The sequence below is a fragment of the Citrobacter tructae genome, assembly GCF_004684345.1.
Classification (GTDB): Bacteria; Pseudomonadota; Gammaproteobacteria; order Enterobacterales; family Enterobacteriaceae; genus Citrobacter; species Citrobacter tructae.
Map to the genome: position 1 here is coordinate 576,802 of NZ_CP038469.1, position 17,536 is coordinate 594,337.

Consider the following 17,536-nt stretch of genomic DNA (forward strand, 5'->3'; position numbering starts at 1 on the left):
ATGGATTTACATGTTATAACCAAAAAATTGCGAGGGATGTTGCACTTCATGCGCGTGGATGATGATGTTTTATCCATTCGCAACAAATAGTTACACGTCGAAATTAAATCTTCCACACTGCAATAAACCAGCCATTTATCTGTATGGTTCAGTGAATCATTTACGACTTTTTTTGTTGAATAATTCAATCTCTGAATCGTGAACCCACTTCCCCTCATTTCCGAGAGGATTCATATCAATCAAGAGGGGGCTAAATGTCCGATCCTGTTTCTGGCACTACGGTACAGGAAGAAGTCTGCACTGTTATTGAACAGTCCGGGTTAACGTTGAATAAAGCACAGCACGATCAGTTGTATAAAGCCATAATGCAACTAATCACCAATCAGATCCCGGCTGCGTTACTAAAGAAAAACAATCTGTCTGATTTGATTGATAAAGCTTTAGCCCGCGCAAATCTTGAACTGAAATCGGCGGCGATTCGTGATGTTACTGCGTCAAATTTCGACACTACTCCGGGTAGATTGATGCAGGTTGGTGACTTTGGTATCGGTGGCACTACGATTTCAATTCCCAATGGCTCAGATGTCCACGCTTATTTTATTGGGAAACCTACGGGTAAATATCGGGCGGGATCCGAAGTAACCGGGGCGGCTTATCCAGGCCAATCATGGCACGAATTTGACTGGATGAACTACGGCGCAAATTATGGATTTCTGATTGAGTACACCACTGACGGACGTTCGGCCAAGCATGTGCTCGTGAATGGCGCATGGATCGGAGTTTATGAATTTCTGACGTCAGCTGGCGGGAGCTTTAACTCTACGTTTAAATTTGGGCGGGTTGAAACTCTGCCGCAGGAGCAAAACCCGACGGTATTATTCAGTCGAACTGGTCCCGATGGCACTATCGTTTCTGGTGTAGAGCTTAACTGGTATGCCAATAAAGTTATTATTGGGATTGCCAGAAACGGCAGTGATGGAGTTCAGGGACTCTCTATTACCATGAACGGTAATAATCTGGTGTCCATCGACCCGTCAGGAAATGTCTGGGCTGTGGGTAATATATCCTCTCATAGCGGGGTCAATGCAATGAGTGATGTACGCTCTGAACGTAATATCAGCAGCGCGGGTATTATTCGGGCTGGGGCTGGATTATTCGACACGCCGGTGTTCGGGTTTATTAGCCTAATAATCCACAGCCAATAAATTTATCACCTTACGCAACAATGGATTGGTCAAACAGTCGATTCCTGTAGGGGAGCGATTTGGCGCTGCAGGACATGCGGAAAATGGTGACGTTGATGCCAGCTCGTTACAAAACCCAATAGGTCTTTCGGTTGCGGAAGTAGATTTACAGGAGGTTCCTGCCGATTTCTCTGAACGCTTTCGTGATGGAATATGGCAGTACGAAAACGGGAAAATTATTCCGTGTCCGGTACGGCAGTTAGCAATTGCAATGCGTATGCGTGAGGAGGAAATGATAGAGCTTTCCAGCCGCATTACCACGTTAGCAAAGGCACAGGACGACGGTGATATTTCTGGGGATGAACTGGCAGAGTTGACGGCGCTACGGGCTAAGCGTAGTGCGTTACGTCGTCTTAATTTGACCTCTGCAAGTCATGATAATCCGGTCTTAACCTAATGAAAAGCCCTCAAACATCGGTGTGAGGGCTTGTAATAGTTAATTGTTGTATTTTCCCAAAAATACTATGGCAGTGTTATCCGAAATAAATAATGAGTAATACTGATTAGAGGTTACTGGTTTGATTCCTTTATTAACCATTTCAGTAAGCTGGTTTTTGTTTTCTTGCGCATCACCATAGCCATGCCGTGTTTGTGGTAATCCTTTGTTGAACAATTGAAAGGAGGCTAAAAACTCGGTTGCTGGATAAACGAAATAACCTATCAATGGTTTGTTGTTGATTAATAATTCTGCTCTTTCATTTGCGTTTAATTGACCTACAGTTCCAATAGAAGTGATGTTTTTATGATTGGAGATGTCCTGTGCAATCATGTTAAAAACAAAGTCTTCATATTCTTTCTGTGCCTTCATGGTGTTACTTAGTTGAGCGCTAAAAGCAAGTGAAGCAATGACAGGAATTAGTGCAATATATTTAAATCGAGGAGCAAAATGCATAACTGGTATAGCAATTATTACCAGTATGACAGAAAAAGAAACTAGGGTACGGGGAAGAACCGGTGCATCCTGTAGTAATGCGGTTGGCCCCATAAGTGAGATAATGAATATTAAAAAAGATAGAACCCCATAGAGAACAAACGAGACGATATTTCTTGAGCGTGTGCGGTAAGTAATAAGCATAAACACACAACTAATTAATATCGGTATTGCGAAGTAAATGTAAACCGGATGATAAAAATATGAAAAAACCAATGATTTTAATGAAATCAATGTTCCTGTTAGATGTTCTACCCCACCTTTATCTAAATGTATTAACTCTGAGCGAGAGTTATGCTTTGGGGAAAAGAAAAACATGTAGATAAGATAAAAAGATACAAATAAAATTGTTTTTTTAATTAGGAATAACACAGATTCTTTGATTTTCGCATGTTCTTTTATTGCTATGATTATTACGTCGATCGCAAGTAAACCAATGAAAATATTTGCACATGGTTGATATAACGTTAAGGATGTTACTCCTGCTAATAGTTTTACTGCAATTTCTATATTAAGGTTTTTATTTTTATACGTATATGCCATTACTGCAAAGAAAAAAGCAATGGACATTCCAAGACTATCGTATCTGTAAGCTATATTCTGCAGTATAAAAGGATTGAAAATTAAAAGTGCGGCAACCATGCTAGCATTAGGTACATCTGATTTCATCAGGTGTTTACTAAGTGCAAGTGAAGAAGCACCTAAAAAGATACAGGATGCGATCATTGTATACGGGAATAGATCAAGGTTATAGTGGCCACTTGCAGAAAAAAATCTTGTCAAAATATCTGCAAAAGGGCGGCCTAAACCGCGCCAGCCATAATAGCCAGTAATAGACCTATCTAAATCATCCCTGTAATGTATCCCCGCTTGAATTAAAGGGTAAATGAATAACAGGACTAGTCCTGAGTATATGAATAATGCTTTTTTATCAATTTTAGAAAACATTTTAAAGTCCATATTATTTTTTTACTATGTAGCGTGGTCGTTGTTTAGTTTCGATATATATTCTTCCTATGTACTCGCCAAGCACACCGATTCCAATTAACTGAACGCCGCCAAGGAATAGAATTGAAACAATAATAGATGGATATCCTGCTACCGGGTTTCCCAAAAATATTTTGTCTGCAATCATCCATGCTCCGTATAAGAAGGATAAAGCAGCGACAAAGAAACCAATGTAAGTCCATATTCGGAGTGGAAACGTCGAAAAACTGGTAATGCCTTCCAGTGCAAGATTCCACAATTTCCAACCGTTAAACTTAGTGTTACCTGCAATACGTCTGGCTCGAGTGTACTCAATAACATCAGTACAGCCACCAACCCAACTTAGGACACCTTTCATAAAGAGGTTACGTTCCGGCATAAGTTTGATGTTTTCGACTACATCACGGGACATGAGTCTAAAGTCGCCAACGTTCTCTTCGATTTTCGGGTCGCTTATTTTATTGTGCAATTTATAAAACCATTCAGCAGTTTTCCGCTTTAGTTTCCCATCTGTAGAACGGTCAGAACGCTTTGCCAGCACAATATCAGCACCCGACAGCCATTTCTCTATCATGACCGGAATTACTTCAATTGGGTCCTGCAGATCAACATCGATCGGAATGACTGCTTCACCGGTTGAATAGTCAAGCCCGGCGCATATGGCTGGTTCTTTGCCAAAATTTCGAGTGAAGGACACAGGAACGACGAGCTTATCAGATACCGCAAGAGCATTGATGATTGATTCTGTGGCATCTTTGCTACCATCGTTGATAAAGACAATTTCAACGTCATACTTTTTTAGTTCTTCGAATTCGCGCACTACCTTGTAAAAAATGGGAATCGTAGCTTCTTCATTGAAGACTGGCACAATAAGAGAAATTTTCATTTCGGATCCCTAAAAACAATGAACCTAGAGTACATGAAGCCACATACCAAGCTGATAGAGGAGAACTCAATCAGCGTTATGAGAGGGGAAATGTTGTAATGATCGGATACTTGACCAGAGACAAAGCTCAATATCCCCATGAAACCAACAAATAGTATGTACCCTCTGCTGGTGGCTTTTGCACTAAATGTATATTTTGCGTTAGCAAAAAATGAAAATGTCACGGCTATTAAAAATGCCACCACATTGCTCGAAGCCTGGTCACATTTTATGATGTACACCATGAAGCCGAACACTGCCCAGTGTAATGCAGTGTTCACGATACCTACGGAAATGTAACGTGATAGTAGTTTTATCATTGTGAAAACAGGCTGAATAAGAAGGGAGTGAGTTTAACATTGATACATAACCAGATCGACATTTTGGGGGGCCACTACGGGAGGCCCTTGGAGTGGCTCGATAATGACTGATGTTTGTATCGCGGAGGAGGGCCCGCAGCTATGCGATATGCAAGAACAGGCAGCGGCAGACTGCCTTTAATCGATGGTGTGAGTATTTAACAAACCCTACCCATAGTGGATTTTAGATTATTGGTCAGCCAGTAACCACATATCAGCCTCTTCAAACATTTCCTGAACAGTACGGCTTATCTGTTCCTTCTCATGCTTGCTGGCGTCAGTGTTGATCGCCGGCAGTGTCATCATCGGTTTAACCCGAACATCAGCATCGGGGAAAATCCGGTGAACCCTCTTACTCAATTCGCCCAGAATGATATCTTTTGCACCGGGCAGACCATCAAAATTCCTTTTGTCATAAACGAGTTCCACGAACATTGCTTATTACCTTTTTGCTGGATGTATATACAGTATTTATACTGTGTTTTTATCCGGTATTCAAGTGAGGGTGAAGTGATGCCACGACGTAGCGATATTGAAATGACTTGGTATGCTTCTATACAGCAAGAACCGAATGGCAGGAAGACTGTCACCACACAGCGGTTTGTCCTTGAACTGGGCAAGGTTAACTGGTACTGGACGATGAAGCAGGCCAACGAATGGGTCGAATGGTATGTGACGACCTTCCGCGATGTCTCAACGCAGGAAGGTGAGAACCGTACATTTCAGCTGTTCAATCCAAACGGAGGACTATAGCCATGGGATTTCCGTCACCAGCATCTGATTATGTTGAGCATCGCATCTCTCTCGATCAACAGCTTATCAGCAAGCCATCAACGACTTATTTCATGCGGGCATCGTGTTCACATTTCAGGGAGGGGATACTGCAGGAGGTGCTGCTTGTTGTGGATGCATCGCTTTCAGCCTGTGATGGCTCGCTGCTGATATGTGCAATAGACGGGGAATTCATGATCAAGCGATATCGAATTCACCCGGAACCACATCTGATCAATCTGGATAACGGGAGAAGAGCGGAACTGCCCGTAGACGCGGATGGCTATAGTTCTTCACACACAGTATTCGGGGTGATCACTTGCATCATTAATGATGCCAGGAACGCGGAGTTTGATGACTGTCCGGTTATGTAGATAGAAACACATCAATGGAAAAGGATAATTATGCTTATTTGGTGGTTATTTAACCACTCATGATATTGGTAATATTTTAGTTAAAGATATTAGATATCAATCACAAAGATTTAATGACAGCCGTCGTTGTAATGACTATAAATCTACCCACTCGCTACGGATATAGCGTATCCAATATGCACTGCTGTGTGATTACGGGTATCTGTGGATGTCAGCAGGCACCCGGTTTTTCATCATCGACTACTCACAGTTACTGTACTGCCTGTAGTTATAGCGGCGTTTCTCCCCAGTAATTCCCCGAAGCTTCCCCGTTCAGAAAACAAGCATAAAAAAACAGCCGTAACAGGCTGGTTCTTACAGGATTTTTTAGTCGGCACGAGAGGATTTGAACCCCGACCCCCGACACCCCATGACGGCGAGCTACCGTCTTAAGGGCTGCTATGTGCCAGAAGCAGACATTCATAGCACATAGTCTTGTTAACAACTAGAATAAGCTTAGGAATAGTCAGCATATATCTATTAAATATACAATTATTCAAATAAATGAGACATTTTCGGCATACTGGGAACAGTAATTAAAAAAGGTGCAAGTCAATTAATGTTTACTAATTAACTTTTAAACCATAAATCATCTCGGTTGAGTAGACTAATTTTCGTTGCATCTTTTGATGCTAGAGTCGTACACTCTCCTTTATCAAACTCATCCAGGATCACGAATGTGAATTCATTACCATTTTTTTCTTTCGGAAACACCATGAAGACTACTTCGAAAGTACAATCACTATTCGCGTTTTTTAAGAATTGCTGGAGTGCTCGATACTTTCCTATTTCACAATCAGTAAGTGTAAAGGAGGTACACCTATCTGTTGAGTGATACTTCGCATCTAAAAGAATATAAGAGGAGTGATCAGCGTCAATAATGAAATCTGGGCGTTTCCCCCCATATGATTTCAAGTTTGCAGATAAGGTGTTTGTTCCTTGCTCAACACATTCAAATTTCCACTTGGATTTTTCCAGCCATTCACTAGCATACTTCTCACCATCTTGGCCTGCTGTTATAGAGTTTTGTTTCCTTAATGCGCTGCGCATTTCGTCTAAATTTAGCATATGTTCCATGTTCCTTTTTTTAGTGTAATTACTAATATCGACAGCACTTAACAATTCTTTAAGTATAAATTTCATGATCTTGTCAATTATATCTGTAAGCATTACTATCAAGCATATCAGAGACTTCTGCAATTCGCTCAGAACGGACCTGACAACCTGTTGGTCTGTTTGCTCCGTGCCAAAGATGGGCCTAGAAAACTCTGTAATGCATTGATTATTAGGGAATGACTCTGCCCTGACGCGGATTCAACCTTTGTTAAATTCATTAATGTGAACGAGGTTTTTTGACAGGTTTATATTTGAATGCTATGCATTGTTCTGAACGAGTATTTACTGATCTCACAAGAGAATTTTTCGTGTATTTGAAAGGTAATTAAAATAAGGAATAGTTTTTATGTCTTCATCACAAAGTAATTCCGGTCAAAATTCTGGCGCTTTAATCGGTGTGGCTGGGACTATTATTGGCGCAATGTTAGCTGCTAGTGCCGTTATTTTTTCTTCATGGCTTTCTAATGAACAAGCAGACAAGAGCTCTGAGAGAACGTCGGCACTTCAACAAAAGAACATTTGTTTGGAAAGGTTTAACTTAAAGGAAGAAAACTTGCGAAACCATGCATCTGCATTTCTTGGTGGCATTGGTGCTTACTATAACGTAGTGACTCAATTTGGATTTTATGGCCAGGATAATAACCTCTTAGTGAAAAACTTAAGCTTGGTTTCACTTGAAGGGATGAAAACAATAGCATATTCGAGTAATGAACTCACAAAAATAACTTTTGACATAACTGATTTAACTAGATCAATATTCTCCTCAGAGGACAATAAATCTAAGTCGGAAGATTCAGTTCTAAAAAAATTGGATGCATTAAAAAGAGACTGGGTTGTTCAGTATCAAAAAGATATTTCAAAAATAAGTGATGACAGGAAAGCCTGCGCACAACCAATTAACTAAACTTGGCAGAATTCAGTTTCTTCTATTTTCTTAGGGTTGGGTCGAGATGCTATCACTATCAATGATAGAGATTGTAAACTTTGGCGTGGTTCCTGCGCCTTGTTGAAGAATTTCGATAAAATATCCGCTGTTCGCTCATAGCAGACGCTTACATCAGTTATGGCTAAAAAGCAGGAATTATGGTGAAAAAAAAGTGGGCTGCTGTTTGTGGTCGCATTGAGCGTGGCGAATGAGGCAAAAGAGCAAAAGCAAAAAAGCCCGCATAAGCGGGCTTTCATGTCACTCGGGAGCCGCGGCTCCTTTGCGTATCCTTTTTTGTCCCCTCACCGTCTGGTCGGTGTCCTGCTGAGACTGCTAACTTACTGTTTTTGTTAGTGCTGTCCTGGCACTGTCCAATCATGATTGGCTGGCGGGAGTTGAACCCACGGTGATTTTCCCGAGGTGTGAGAACAATTAATCCAATTCTTCACGCAGTTCTTTGGCGACTGCAGCAATTTGGCTTCTCTGTTTTGAGTTTTCAGGCAGAGAAGGGAGCTGCGTTTCAGGAGTCAACCACTGGTCCGCCTCATCTTCGTCCCCGGGAATGCAAACGCCAATATCATTCTGATATTCTTCTCGTAAATCTAATGCTTTTTTAACAGCATCAATTGCTGAACTACGGTCTATGCCATTGACAATCACGAAAGTGGCAGCTGTTTCAGCTATGAAATCTTTTCTTTGTTCTTCAATTTCTTCCATCTGCTGCTCAAGAATGTAGTCGGCGGCCATTATATATCCTTAATTTTCAGCATAAAAAAGGTGCTGTGCACAAAGTAGTATACGGTGGTTAGGGTATGGGATATCAATCAGAGGTCACAAAAATTCCAATGTTCAAAGTTAAAAAACCATTGACCCTTGCGTAATTGAAGGCCAGAAATTGGTTATCAAAACTCAAAAATGATCTAGCTAATTCAGACATTTAGACTCAAGTCAATAAGGCGAGTCTAGGATTGTTGAACGTATATTTCATTCTACTTATCAATTGGTAAAGTGTAATCCCGTAAGATGCTGCTCCGCCACATGGGTTGGGTCGAAGCGGCTGACTTAATTGTTAAAGGTATGAGTGGTCCGATCAACGCGAAAACCGTAACCTATGACTTCGAACGTCTGATGGACGGCGCTAAACTGCTGAAATGTTCAGAGTTTGGTGACGCGATCATAGAAAACATGTAATCTAGATTATGGGTTGTATGAGAGCGGGAGCCAGGTGGTTCCCGTTTTTTTGTACCTGTAAAATTCTTTCCCCAAAACAATCCCCTAAAAACTAAGACTTTCCACCCTGTTTTTACATCGACTATTATCCGTGGCAATTCAGTTACGTGCCAAAAGCAGACGTTGAGAGTATTATCGACAGGCTCTTCATCGAAGGAGAGACTCATCCTGAGAAATCCTAAACGCATTGAATACTTACTGAGAAAAGTCACCATGAATAAACCGGCCTTTTTACTGCTCATCATTGCTGGGTCAGCTTCTGCAGCTCCATCAATTGAGGTGGGTTTTTCTCCGGAGGGCAGTGCACAAAGGCTGGTTTTGGATACCATCAATGAAGCGCATTCTTCTATACAGATGGTTGCATACGCATTCCAGGCTAAAGATATTGTTGCCGCACTAGATGCGGCTCAACAGCGAGGTGTTCGAGTACAAGTTGTTATCGATAAACGTCGAAATAAAGGAACTACATCACTGGCTGCAATGCGCGACATTACCCGCCATGGAGTGGAGCTTCGCATTGATGGGCATTACCATATTCAGCACGATAAGATGATGATTGTTGATGGTTCAACTTTAGAGACGGGTTCCTTTAATTACGCAAAATCAGCGGAGTATGACAATAGCGAGAATGTTATCGTAATTAAAAAGATGCCTGAAGTCGTGTCTCAATATCAGAAGCATTTTGCTTCTCGATGGGCGATATCTGAACCCTTTGAACTTAAAAAGCAGAGTTAGCCGCTCTTTACGCTAACGGCTTTGAACGTTCTACTTGTCGCTCAGAACAGATCTTTAGCTCAGTTATCTGGTCCGCTTCGAGCTGAGAATTCATTATGAGAAGCGGGTTAAATTTTTTTCATTAACACTGTTGGATCCCAAGGTAACCGATTTCCCTTGGAGCCGCAAAGTGATTTTAAACCGCTTCTTAGTGGCATCGTCAGTATGATTTGGGCAAAAAAATAACGTAAAATCATCACTTACGCTCGGGGTACTTGCTCCGCTTATGCTGATAAAGCAACTCATCGGCTTTCAGCATCGCCACTTCCAGTGTGTCTCCTGGCAGCAACTGATATGCCCCCCAGGAAAATGCCACCAGTTTATCCGTGTCAATCGCGAGTAATTGTTCCTGCGCACGGGTAATAACATCACGGGATTTATTCAGAGAATAATCGATAAGAACCAGACAGAACTCATCGCCCCCAAGCCGGATACCGTAGTCACTTTTACGAATGGTATTGCCCAGCGCCATCCCCAGCATCTGTATCACTTTATCGCCCATATGGTGGCCGAGAGAGTCATTTATTCTTTTGAGTCCATCACTGTCAATGGCGATGACCGTGACGGGGATAACTCTGTCAACGAGTGAGCGGATTTTATGTTCCAGCTCCGGTGTAATAACTTTTCTGTTATACAGCCCGGTCATCGCGTCCGTCACGTTATCCCTGGAAAGCAACGTTTGCCTGATTAATTGTTTATGGGCATACCGGCATAATGCCCAGGTTCCGAGGAGATAAAGCAGTAACAGCCATAAATTTGCAATAATGACGTAGATAGCATCCAGTTTCACATGCAGGGTGTAATACTGGGTGAGCGAGTCTTCATAACTGATCAAAGCATAAGATTTGATATATGGTTTATGGAAAACAATATGGCTGCCGGTTCCATTATCGGTGACATACAAAGAAAGGAATTGCCACAACAACGGACGGTCGACAGTATTAAACGAAACCACCAGATCGTCAATGTTGATGTCTGTAATCAGAATACCTTTTACTTTATCACCCAGAAATACCGGGGTAAGCATGCTGATAATATTATTGCGGGTATAGCCATCCTGATAAATATGAGACAGCGTGGTTTCCCCCGTCAGCAGATCTGTCAGGGCATTATCATCAATCGAAATCGTGTGTGTGCTGCGAGCGATATTGATGCTGCCATTATTACCCACGAGCCAGTTACTGAAGGTATAGTTTTGAGTGTTAACTGGCTGATTGATATAAATATAGTTGTGAGTAAGATCGATATAGTATCTGATATTTCTGAACCTATAGCCGGTATAATTTGAAAAGCTGTACTTCGACTGAGCCGCGCGCTCAGCGGTGTGAATAACCGATAGCGCGCCAATGTCTCCCCCCCACTCGTTACACGATCTATTGCGGGTTTGCAGGGTGCCGTCGAGGTTATTCCTGTTTTTCTTCAACAGATTGAATCCGTAAATACCCCCCTCGGTTTCAAGGTGCTGACATATTGCTGCCCGTTCAGTATCGTCGGGGGGCGCATCGGCTATTCGGCGATAAAATTCCCGCGAAAGGCGGGTGGCAATATTCTGGTTAATAGACTCTTCATGGAAAAGCGCCGACTTCCCATTTTCAGCGACATACCCCATATAGTTCTGTAAATCGTGTGCTTCACGAACAGCCAGCGTGGCAAACAGTGAGGTTGTGCAAACCAAGATCAGGATAATCGCACTGATATATTTTTGTCTGGACAAGATGGCTAATTCCCTGTTGTACCACCTGAAAATAATAGCAAGTGTAGCACCAAACAACGGCATTTTAGCAGGTGATGCCTCCAGGGACAAAGCTTCCGCCTCTTCTCGCAAAACAGCCTGGACGTTATTGCGCGGTCTGTACTGCGAGAAGAGGCGGGCATCATTTCTGCAGCACGCTAGGAGAGTAACCTGTTCGTTTGCGTCCCCTACATCGTCAACACAATTTTCCGGTGTTTAGGCCATCTTCAATACGCTGGGGAGTTTTACTGGCGTCTGCCAGCGTAAATACGCTGTCAATCACCGGGCTCAGCCCGTCTTTACCAGCGCTACTTTAAACCGATGGGACATCTCATGATTTACGTCCTGCGAACACGATTTCATTACTGTGCCAATAATCTGCAGATGACGTTACAGCACCCGAACCAGCGGGATTTTCGCGTTTTCAATGCCCCCCCATAACGCCAATCTGTACCAGACGACCACCAAAATTGAGTGCGTTCACGTTTCGTTCAAAAGAAGGTGCGCCAATGAAATCGAAAATCATATCAACACCCTTGTTATCTTAGATGCTGGCGGCAACCGCGGTAAAATCCTCAACAACAGGTACTGGTTCACTCTCATCAGGGCAGTCGTTCCTGAAATCACACGGTCTGGAAGTCTGCATGAGTCGTCGCGGTAACTGACACGACAACGTGGTTGCGGAAAGCTTTTTCCAGCTACTGAAACGCGAACGGATAAAGAAAAAGTTCTATGGAACGCGGGAAGAAGCCCGCAGCGATATTTTTGATTACATCGAAATGTTTTATAACTGTAGACGTCGGCATAGTCCGAGCAATCAGATGCCACCGACAGAATACGAAAACCAATATTATCAACGGCTCGGAAGTGTCTAGATTATCTGCGGCGATTTATTTCTAAAGTGTGTCCCATACCTTTATGCTGGTGTCATAATCTTAGTATGTTCACCCAACAACAACTTTTACTTTGGGTTTTGACAACAGAATCATTATCAGTTCTGTGAAAGCGACTGGCTTATAGAAATAGTATCCTTGCAGGAACGTGATATTATTTTTATTCAGATAGTCGAGTTGTTCTTTTGTTTCGACACCCTCTGCAACAATGCTCAACGAAAGTTTGCGTGCCAGCTCCAGTACACAATCTAAAATTCTGGTTGAATCTGGATCTGCATTAACTCGACCGATAAAACTCTGGTCAATCTTAATATAATCAATATGTAAATCATGGAGATATGACAGTCCTGAGTAACCTGTGCCAAAATCATCAAGTGCTATAACAAAGCCGTTCTCATGCAGTGTATTTAGCCTACGGACAAGATTTTCATCGACATGTAAGGGTTCTCGTTCGGTGACTTCAATGACTAAATGTAAATCGCTACGGTTGAAGCTATCCCGGTATTTCAGACATTCCTCCACAAAGGTGGGGGATGTAATATGGGTTGCACTATAGTTAATCCCAATATGAAATCCTTCCGGTAACTTGTTGGAAATGGTATTCATATGCTTCACAACTTGTATCATCAGGTTTCGGGTTAGCGGTATGATAAGACCTGACTTCTCGGCAACAGGAATAAAGGATGCGGGGGAAATATATCCTACCTTCGGGTGCTTCCACCTTGCCAATACTTCAACGCCACGTAGTGTCCCATCACTGCCATTTACAATTATTTGGTAAAAGGGAACGATTTCGCCAGCTATAATTGCTCTACGCAGGGTTTCTTCAGGTGTGTCATTTTTTTTGAAATATATTTCAAGAAAGTAGGCGGTTACACAAGATATTAGCAGGATGAAAATCAGTATGCCCGGACCTTTAGTGACAATTCTGAGTAGGCTAAACAACGGCGGCTGGTTGTAGATTATACTGTAATGATATTTTGTAGACTCAATCCTTCCGGCAAGTTGTTTGCTGGTATTTACTGTCGTCACATCACCAGACGTGCCGATGACACTCTTACCGACTAGTAAAGAATAATCTACCCCTTTCAACGGAACATTTAATGCATCCCGGATGTGCTGATCGCTAATGGTGACTAAAATGCGGCTTGCCACAAAATTTGTCTGGTATAACAGTATTGGCAGTTCATTTACGGTGTCTTTTGCTGGCACAAGAAGCAAGTTTGTATCAGACATACTGGGAATGTGAGTCAACAACACGCGATTACCCGGTAGCGATGAACACCATACCGCGCCTCTCTTGATGATGAGAATAGTCCGCAGATGAGGCTTCAGGGCGGCTTCAGTACCGAGCTGATATTGTTCTTCCAGATTGCATCCTTCAATCACGATATCCATAGCCGTTCGAGTCGCCATTGCAGCCTCATCAAGGATCCGATTTATATTTTTTTCTGCATACTTAGCCCCGGCAAGGCTGTCGGCGTTTGATGAATACCATAGCTGTAGGCTCAGAATAGAAACGCCGGCAAGAGAAAGGCACACAGCAACGATTATTGGAAGAAATGTACTGCGCATGATTGTGTCCTGTGGCGAAAAGAGTGAGAATTTCTTGGCCAATTCACCTTATACAGAGAGCATGGTAGACAGCGCTGGAAATAGCTATGACCAGAGCGCTATTTTGTCTGTATGCCGATCGTTGTCTTGAGAATCGGGTACTGAATGATGTTATCGAAAATGTTCCTGCTTGCTTGATGGATGCGAGGTGACTGTGCGCTGGTGTTATACCAGTGGACTCCAGCGCCATTTGTATTGCGTATAATGCGCTTTTATTCACTCTGAAAATTGTTGTGGCTAATGATATGAATCTCAATCGCTGTTGTTATTTGTTACTGATCGTAGCGGCGATCGGCAGCTATTTTACGTTGCATCCCCTGGTGGTATGGTTCTTGAGTGCTAACGTGCTGACGCTGGTGATATATGGCGTAGATAAAATAGCGGCGCGTAAGGTCTGGCGCAGAGTGCCGGAATCCACTTTGCTGGTGTTTGGGGTTGTGGGGGGATGGGCTGGTGCGATTGCGGGTCAACAACTCTTTCGACATAAAACACAAAAACAGCCATTCAAAACCTATTTTATCATCAGTGTGATATTGAGTGTCTCGGCTATGGCGGCGGTATATCAGCTCTACCCACGCTAAAAGGCAACGCTGCTCATTAATCATCTTACTGGCAGGGACATGGAATACGTTACAGCATTTCTATGGCGGCAATATCCGCAGTGACCGTAATTCTCTCACAGCAGAATGAGGCTTGCATCGGCCACAGATGAGGGAGGAATAGTGGCGACCATTATCATCCTCTATTTGGCATAAAGATGTGAAAGGCTCGCCTGATGTTGGACTGTCATACAGCTGTGCATCTTCAACTGCCGGGTCGAAGTCGAGCGTAATCCTGACACCGTTGACCCAGGATTTTGGCAGCTTCTGTATCATCATCAGATCGGTCAGGACAGACGTGTAATGTTGTGTAATATGATCTATTAGTGGGACACTGGCATTAGACCTATGCGCGGACAATGAAAATTCTATGGTAGTAAGCCGGTGTTCGATAGCAAAGCGTTTTAGCTGACCGATAGCCCAGTATCCGCCGAATTCGTTGTTTCGACTGACAAAGCTGCTATTCAGCGAATTTGCTATCCCTCTAAGTTCTGTTCTTCGTGCCATTGCTTTTTCCTGACAGTAGGTCTAATTGGTACGCCTTTATTCTTTTGACGAAACATGCCGGGCTATCAGTCATAGCCCGGCTAGCAGAAGTAAAGAAAATTTAGAACTGGTAGTTTAATGAAACCCAGTAGTTGCGACCCGGGTTTACGTATCCTGTTGTGGATTGTGCGGTCTGGTAATAGTCACCTGCGTAGGTGCTGTTGCGGCCTACCTGATACAGTGTGACGTCGCTAAAGTCTTTATCCAACACGTTATTGACGGCTGTATTCAGGGTCAGTTCTTTGGTCAACTTATAGGACATTCCCATATCCAGAACGGTCCAGGCTTTTAAATTTGCCCCTTTATCATCATACACAGCCTTTTGTACTGCGCTGAGGTTGTCATAATTTTCGGTAAAGCGCGGGGCTTTACCGCGGTAGCGTGCGCTTAACCATGCGTTCATATCCTCGGTTGCCTGCCAGTTCAAACGGGCGTTAGCCATATGTTTGGGGGTGTAGCTCAACGGCGCGCCTTTGTTCTCGCCATCCTTTTGCTTGCTCTGTGTGTAGGTGTAGTTGAGGGATAAACTCAGCACGTCGGACCAAAGAGGGAAGGTGCTGGCGAATTCAACACCGTCCGTTCTTGCTTTGCCGCTGTTGGTATAGCTGTTGGTATTGTCATCGATAGAATATGAGACAATTTTATTTTTGTATTCGGTATAGAAACCAGTCACGTTTGCGTTCAGCCCTGCATCATTCTCATAATACAGCCCGGTTTCATAGCTGGTGCTTTCTTCTGGTTTAAGATCAGGATTGCCGACCGTATTGACGGTTCCCTGGGCGGTAACACCGCTGATGCCGTTGTGTAATTGGCTGAGTGACGGGGCTTTGTATCCGGTTGTCACACCGCCTTTCAGGGTCCACTCTTCGGAGACGTCCCAGACCATGTAGGCACGTGGGCTGAGGTGTCCGCCAAAGACATCATTATGCTCATAGCGTGTACCTGCGGTTAATGCCAGCGAATCGAGAATGTGCCATTCATCTTCCGCGTAGGTCGCCCATGTTTTCTGGTGGAATGTCTCACCGGTATTAGCCAATACCACGCCGTCTTTCATGCGGGCATCCCAGTATTCTCCCCCGAGGGTAAACAAATGCGAATCGCCCAACGGTGTCAGCAGCATCGAATCCAGAATGACGTTGGTATTTTTCAGTTCACGAGCGTCACCAGCCCTGCCTGCGTTTTCCGGCGTAAGGGCAGAAGAGACCAACTGGCGGCCTTTGTTCTCGGTTTCATTCCAGCCCACGGATGATTTCCAGGTGCCGAATGTTAATGCGGTATCGTGACCCAGAGTGACCTTGTTGCGCTCATAGCGCAGGGTTTTATCGTAACCCCCGGTCAGGTTGCCAAGTTGCCCGTCATCATTGTCGTAGCGCTGCCTGGCGGAATCGAGATCCAACCACAGCGTATTGCTTTCACCGGTTTTCCAGTCCAGACGGGTACCGATGTTGTAGTTTTCCGATTCCGTTGGATAAGGCACGCGCGTCGACGTGGTGTCGCTCAGGGAAGTGACGCTGGAGCCTTGTCGCTGTGTCGTGCTTCCGCGCACCTGCATGTCCAGCACGCCGGCGATTAAAGGACCGCTTGACCAAAAGTTAGCGACCGTGCTGTTACCCCATTTATTGCTTTCCTGTAGGTTAACACCGGTATTGATGGATGTGCTCCATTTATCCGTACTTCTTTTGGTGATGATGTTAACGACACCGCCAATAGCATCTGAACCGTATAGTGTCGACATGGGGCCGCGGATCACTTCAATATGATCGATGGCTGCCAGTGGAGGCATAAAACTGGTGTTCATGGCAGAGAAGCCGTTTGGTGTCACATCACTGCTGCCATTTTGACGAATACCGTCTATCAGAATTAGGGTATAGCTGGCGGGCATGCCGCGAATGCTGACCTCCAGACCGCCGGTTTTACCGGTGCTGCTTTCAACATCCACCCCTTCTACAGAGCGCAGGGCTTCCCCCAGATCATTATATTTATTGGTTTGTAATTCTTGTTGAGAGATAACTGAAACGCTAGCTGCGGCGTTGGTGATCTTTTTTTCGTAACCAGAAGCGGTCACGACCATCACGTCATCGGCGAAGGCATAAGTACAGCTGAATCCAAGACAGGACAGAACGACAGAGGCAACAGGTTTTAAACGCATAGTCAAACTTCCTTTGTTAAAAATTCAAAGGCAGTAAGATAATTGATGGAAATGATAATACAAATAATTATCATTACAAATTTACACAACTTGTCACTATGAGTATATTTCTTGAATAAACATACATAAATTGTCATAAATTTCAGATAAGGATTAACGACAGAATGCGTGGGTAGTTATCACTGCGATTATTAACTTTCATTTAATATGCAATTGAATAAATAGAGGGGGAAACAAAAATCACGGTGGTGAATCAATGCACATTAATAATTAAGAATTCGAGAGTCGTATGATGTTTTTTTAAAATCGTCATACTTTTCTGCGCTGT

Annotated in this window: 15 protein-coding genes, 1 tRNA gene and 3 pseudogenes; 8 read left to right on the plus strand and 11 right to left on the minus strand. The window is 43.4% G+C overall.

Features of this window, described 5'->3' with window-relative positions:
- The first annotated feature begins 254 nt into the window (after window positions 1-254).
- On the plus strand, window positions 255-1,205 hold the full coding sequence (locus E4Z61_RS03330; RefSeq protein WP_135321522.1) for a hypothetical protein: 951 nt from the start codon (window positions 255-257) through the stop codon (window positions 1,203-1,205).
- Window positions 1,206-1,230: 25 nt separating this feature from the next.
- Complete coding sequence (locus E4Z61_RS03335; protein WP_167817514.1) at window positions 1,231-1,641, plus strand: tail fiber assembly protein; 411 nt, start codon at window positions 1,231-1,233, stop codon at window positions 1,639-1,641.
- 39 nt (window positions 1,642-1,680) lie between these two features.
- On the opposite strand, the gene E4Z61_RS03340 is transcribed toward E4Z61_RS03335, so the two are convergent.
- The 5 genes and pseudogenes from E4Z61_RS03340 to E4Z61_RS24030 all read right to left on the minus strand — a co-directional run.
- Window positions 1,681-3,123 carry a glucosyltransferase domain-containing protein gene (locus E4Z61_RS03340; RefSeq protein WP_135321524.1) on the minus strand — a complete coding sequence of 481 codons (1,443 nt, stop codon included), beginning with the start codon at window positions 3,121-3,123 and terminating at the stop codon, window positions 1,681-1,683.
- Window positions 3,124-3,136: 13 nt separating this feature from the next.
- On the minus strand, window positions 3,137-4,048 hold the full coding sequence (locus E4Z61_RS03345; RefSeq protein ID WP_135321525.1) for a glycosyltransferase family 2 protein: 912 nt from the start codon (window positions 4,046-4,048) through the stop codon (window positions 3,137-3,139).
- Window positions 4,045-4,407, minus strand: coding sequence for a GtrA family protein (locus E4Z61_RS03350; RefSeq protein WP_135321526.1), 363 nt, complete (start codon window positions 4,405-4,407; stop codon window positions 4,045-4,047). The genes E4Z61_RS03345 and E4Z61_RS03350 overlap by 4 nt, the downstream gene beginning before the upstream one ends.
- Window positions 4,408-4,635: 228 nt before the next feature.
- On the minus strand, window positions 4,636-4,881 hold the full coding sequence (locus E4Z61_RS03355) for a DinI family protein (RefSeq protein ID WP_135321527.1): 246 nt from the start codon (window positions 4,879-4,881) through the stop codon (window positions 4,636-4,638).
- 96 nt (window positions 4,882-4,977) lie between these two features.
- Window positions 4,978-5,094, minus strand: a pseudogene (locus tag E4Z61_RS24030) (hypothetical protein); the annotation flags it as partial.
- 107 nt (window positions 5,095-5,201) lie between these two features.
- On the opposite strand from E4Z61_RS24030, the gene E4Z61_RS03365 reads away from it, so the two are divergent.
- A complete protein-coding gene (locus E4Z61_RS03365) occupies window positions 5,202-5,591 on the plus strand; it encodes a HumD family translesion DNA polymerase (RefSeq protein ID WP_135321529.1) in 390 nt (129 codons plus the stop codon).
- Between the two features lie 370 nt (window positions 5,592-5,961).
- On the opposite strand, the gene E4Z61_RS23800 is transcribed toward E4Z61_RS03365, so the two are convergent.
- Both E4Z61_RS23800 and E4Z61_RS03370 read right to left on the minus strand, forming a co-directional pair.
- A tRNA-Pro gene (locus tag E4Z61_RS23800) sits at window positions 5,962-6,039 on the minus strand.
- 161 nt (window positions 6,040-6,200) lie between these two features.
- The gene (locus E4Z61_RS03370) at window positions 6,201-6,773 is read right to left on the minus strand and encodes a hypothetical protein (RefSeq protein WP_240703846.1); all 573 of its coding nucleotides are present in this window, start codon (window positions 6,771-6,773) and stop codon (window positions 6,201-6,203) included.
- Window positions 6,774-7,092: 319 nt separating this feature from the next.
- On the opposite strand from E4Z61_RS03370, the gene E4Z61_RS03375 reads away from it, so the two are divergent.
- The gene (locus tag E4Z61_RS03375) at window positions 7,093-7,650 is read left to right on the plus strand and encodes a hypothetical protein (protein ID WP_135321530.1); all 558 of its coding nucleotides are present in this window, start codon (window positions 7,093-7,095) and stop codon (window positions 7,648-7,650) included.
- Between the two features lie 453 nt (window positions 7,651-8,103).
- Here E4Z61_RS03375 and E4Z61_RS03380 read toward each other — a convergent pair whose 3' ends face one another.
- Entirely contained in the window at window positions 8,104-8,418 is a 315-nt protein-coding gene (locus E4Z61_RS03380) for a hypothetical protein (RefSeq protein WP_135321531.1), read from the minus strand.
- A gap of 267 nt (window positions 8,419-8,685) precedes the next feature.
- Here E4Z61_RS03380 and E4Z61_RS03385 point away from each other — a divergent pair.
- Together E4Z61_RS03385 and E4Z61_RS03390 are read left to right on the plus strand one after the other, a co-directional pair.
- Window positions 8,686-8,862 (plus strand): annotated as a pseudogene (locus E4Z61_RS03385) (isocitrate/isopropylmalate family dehydrogenase); the annotation flags it as partial.
- A 252-nt stretch (window positions 8,863-9,114) separates the two neighbouring features.
- On the plus strand, window positions 9,115-9,636 hold the full coding sequence (locus E4Z61_RS03390) for a phospholipase D family nuclease (protein WP_135321533.1): 522 nt from the start codon (window positions 9,115-9,117) through the stop codon (window positions 9,634-9,636).
- 235 nt (window positions 9,637-9,871) lie between these two features.
- Here E4Z61_RS03390 and dgcJ read toward each other — a convergent pair whose 3' ends face one another.
- Window positions 9,872-11,389 carry a diguanylate cyclase DgcJ gene (dgcJ, locus tag E4Z61_RS03395; RefSeq protein ID WP_240703847.1) on the minus strand — a complete coding sequence of 506 codons (1,518 nt, stop codon included), beginning with the start codon at window positions 11,387-11,389 and terminating at the stop codon, window positions 9,872-9,874.
- Between the two features lie 626 nt (window positions 11,390-12,015).
- Between dgcJ and E4Z61_RS23930 the strand changes: the two are divergent.
- Window positions 12,016-12,282: pseudogene (locus E4Z61_RS23930) on the plus strand (IS3 family transposase); the annotation flags it as partial.
- A 69-nt stretch (window positions 12,283-12,351) separates the two neighbouring features.
- Here the strand turns inward: E4Z61_RS23930 and E4Z61_RS03405 are convergent.
- The gene (locus E4Z61_RS03405) at window positions 12,352-13,875 is read right to left on the minus strand and encodes an EAL domain-containing protein (RefSeq protein WP_135321534.1); all 1,524 of its coding nucleotides are present in this window, start codon (window positions 13,873-13,875) and stop codon (window positions 12,352-12,354) included.
- A 284-nt stretch (window positions 13,876-14,159) separates the two neighbouring features.
- On the opposite strand from E4Z61_RS03405, the gene E4Z61_RS03410 reads away from it, so the two are divergent.
- Window positions 14,160-14,495 carry a DUF1294 domain-containing protein gene (locus tag E4Z61_RS03410; RefSeq protein ID WP_135321535.1) on the plus strand — a complete coding sequence of 112 codons (336 nt, stop codon included), beginning with the start codon at window positions 14,160-14,162 and terminating at the stop codon, window positions 14,493-14,495.
- 625 nt (window positions 14,496-15,120) lie between these two features.
- On the opposite strand, the gene E4Z61_RS03415 is transcribed toward E4Z61_RS03410, so the two are convergent.
- On the minus strand, window positions 15,121-17,208 hold the full coding sequence (locus E4Z61_RS03415) for a TonB-dependent receptor (protein ID WP_135321536.1): 2,088 nt from the start codon (window positions 17,206-17,208) through the stop codon (window positions 15,121-15,123).
- Window positions 17,209-17,536 lie beyond the last annotated feature (328 nt).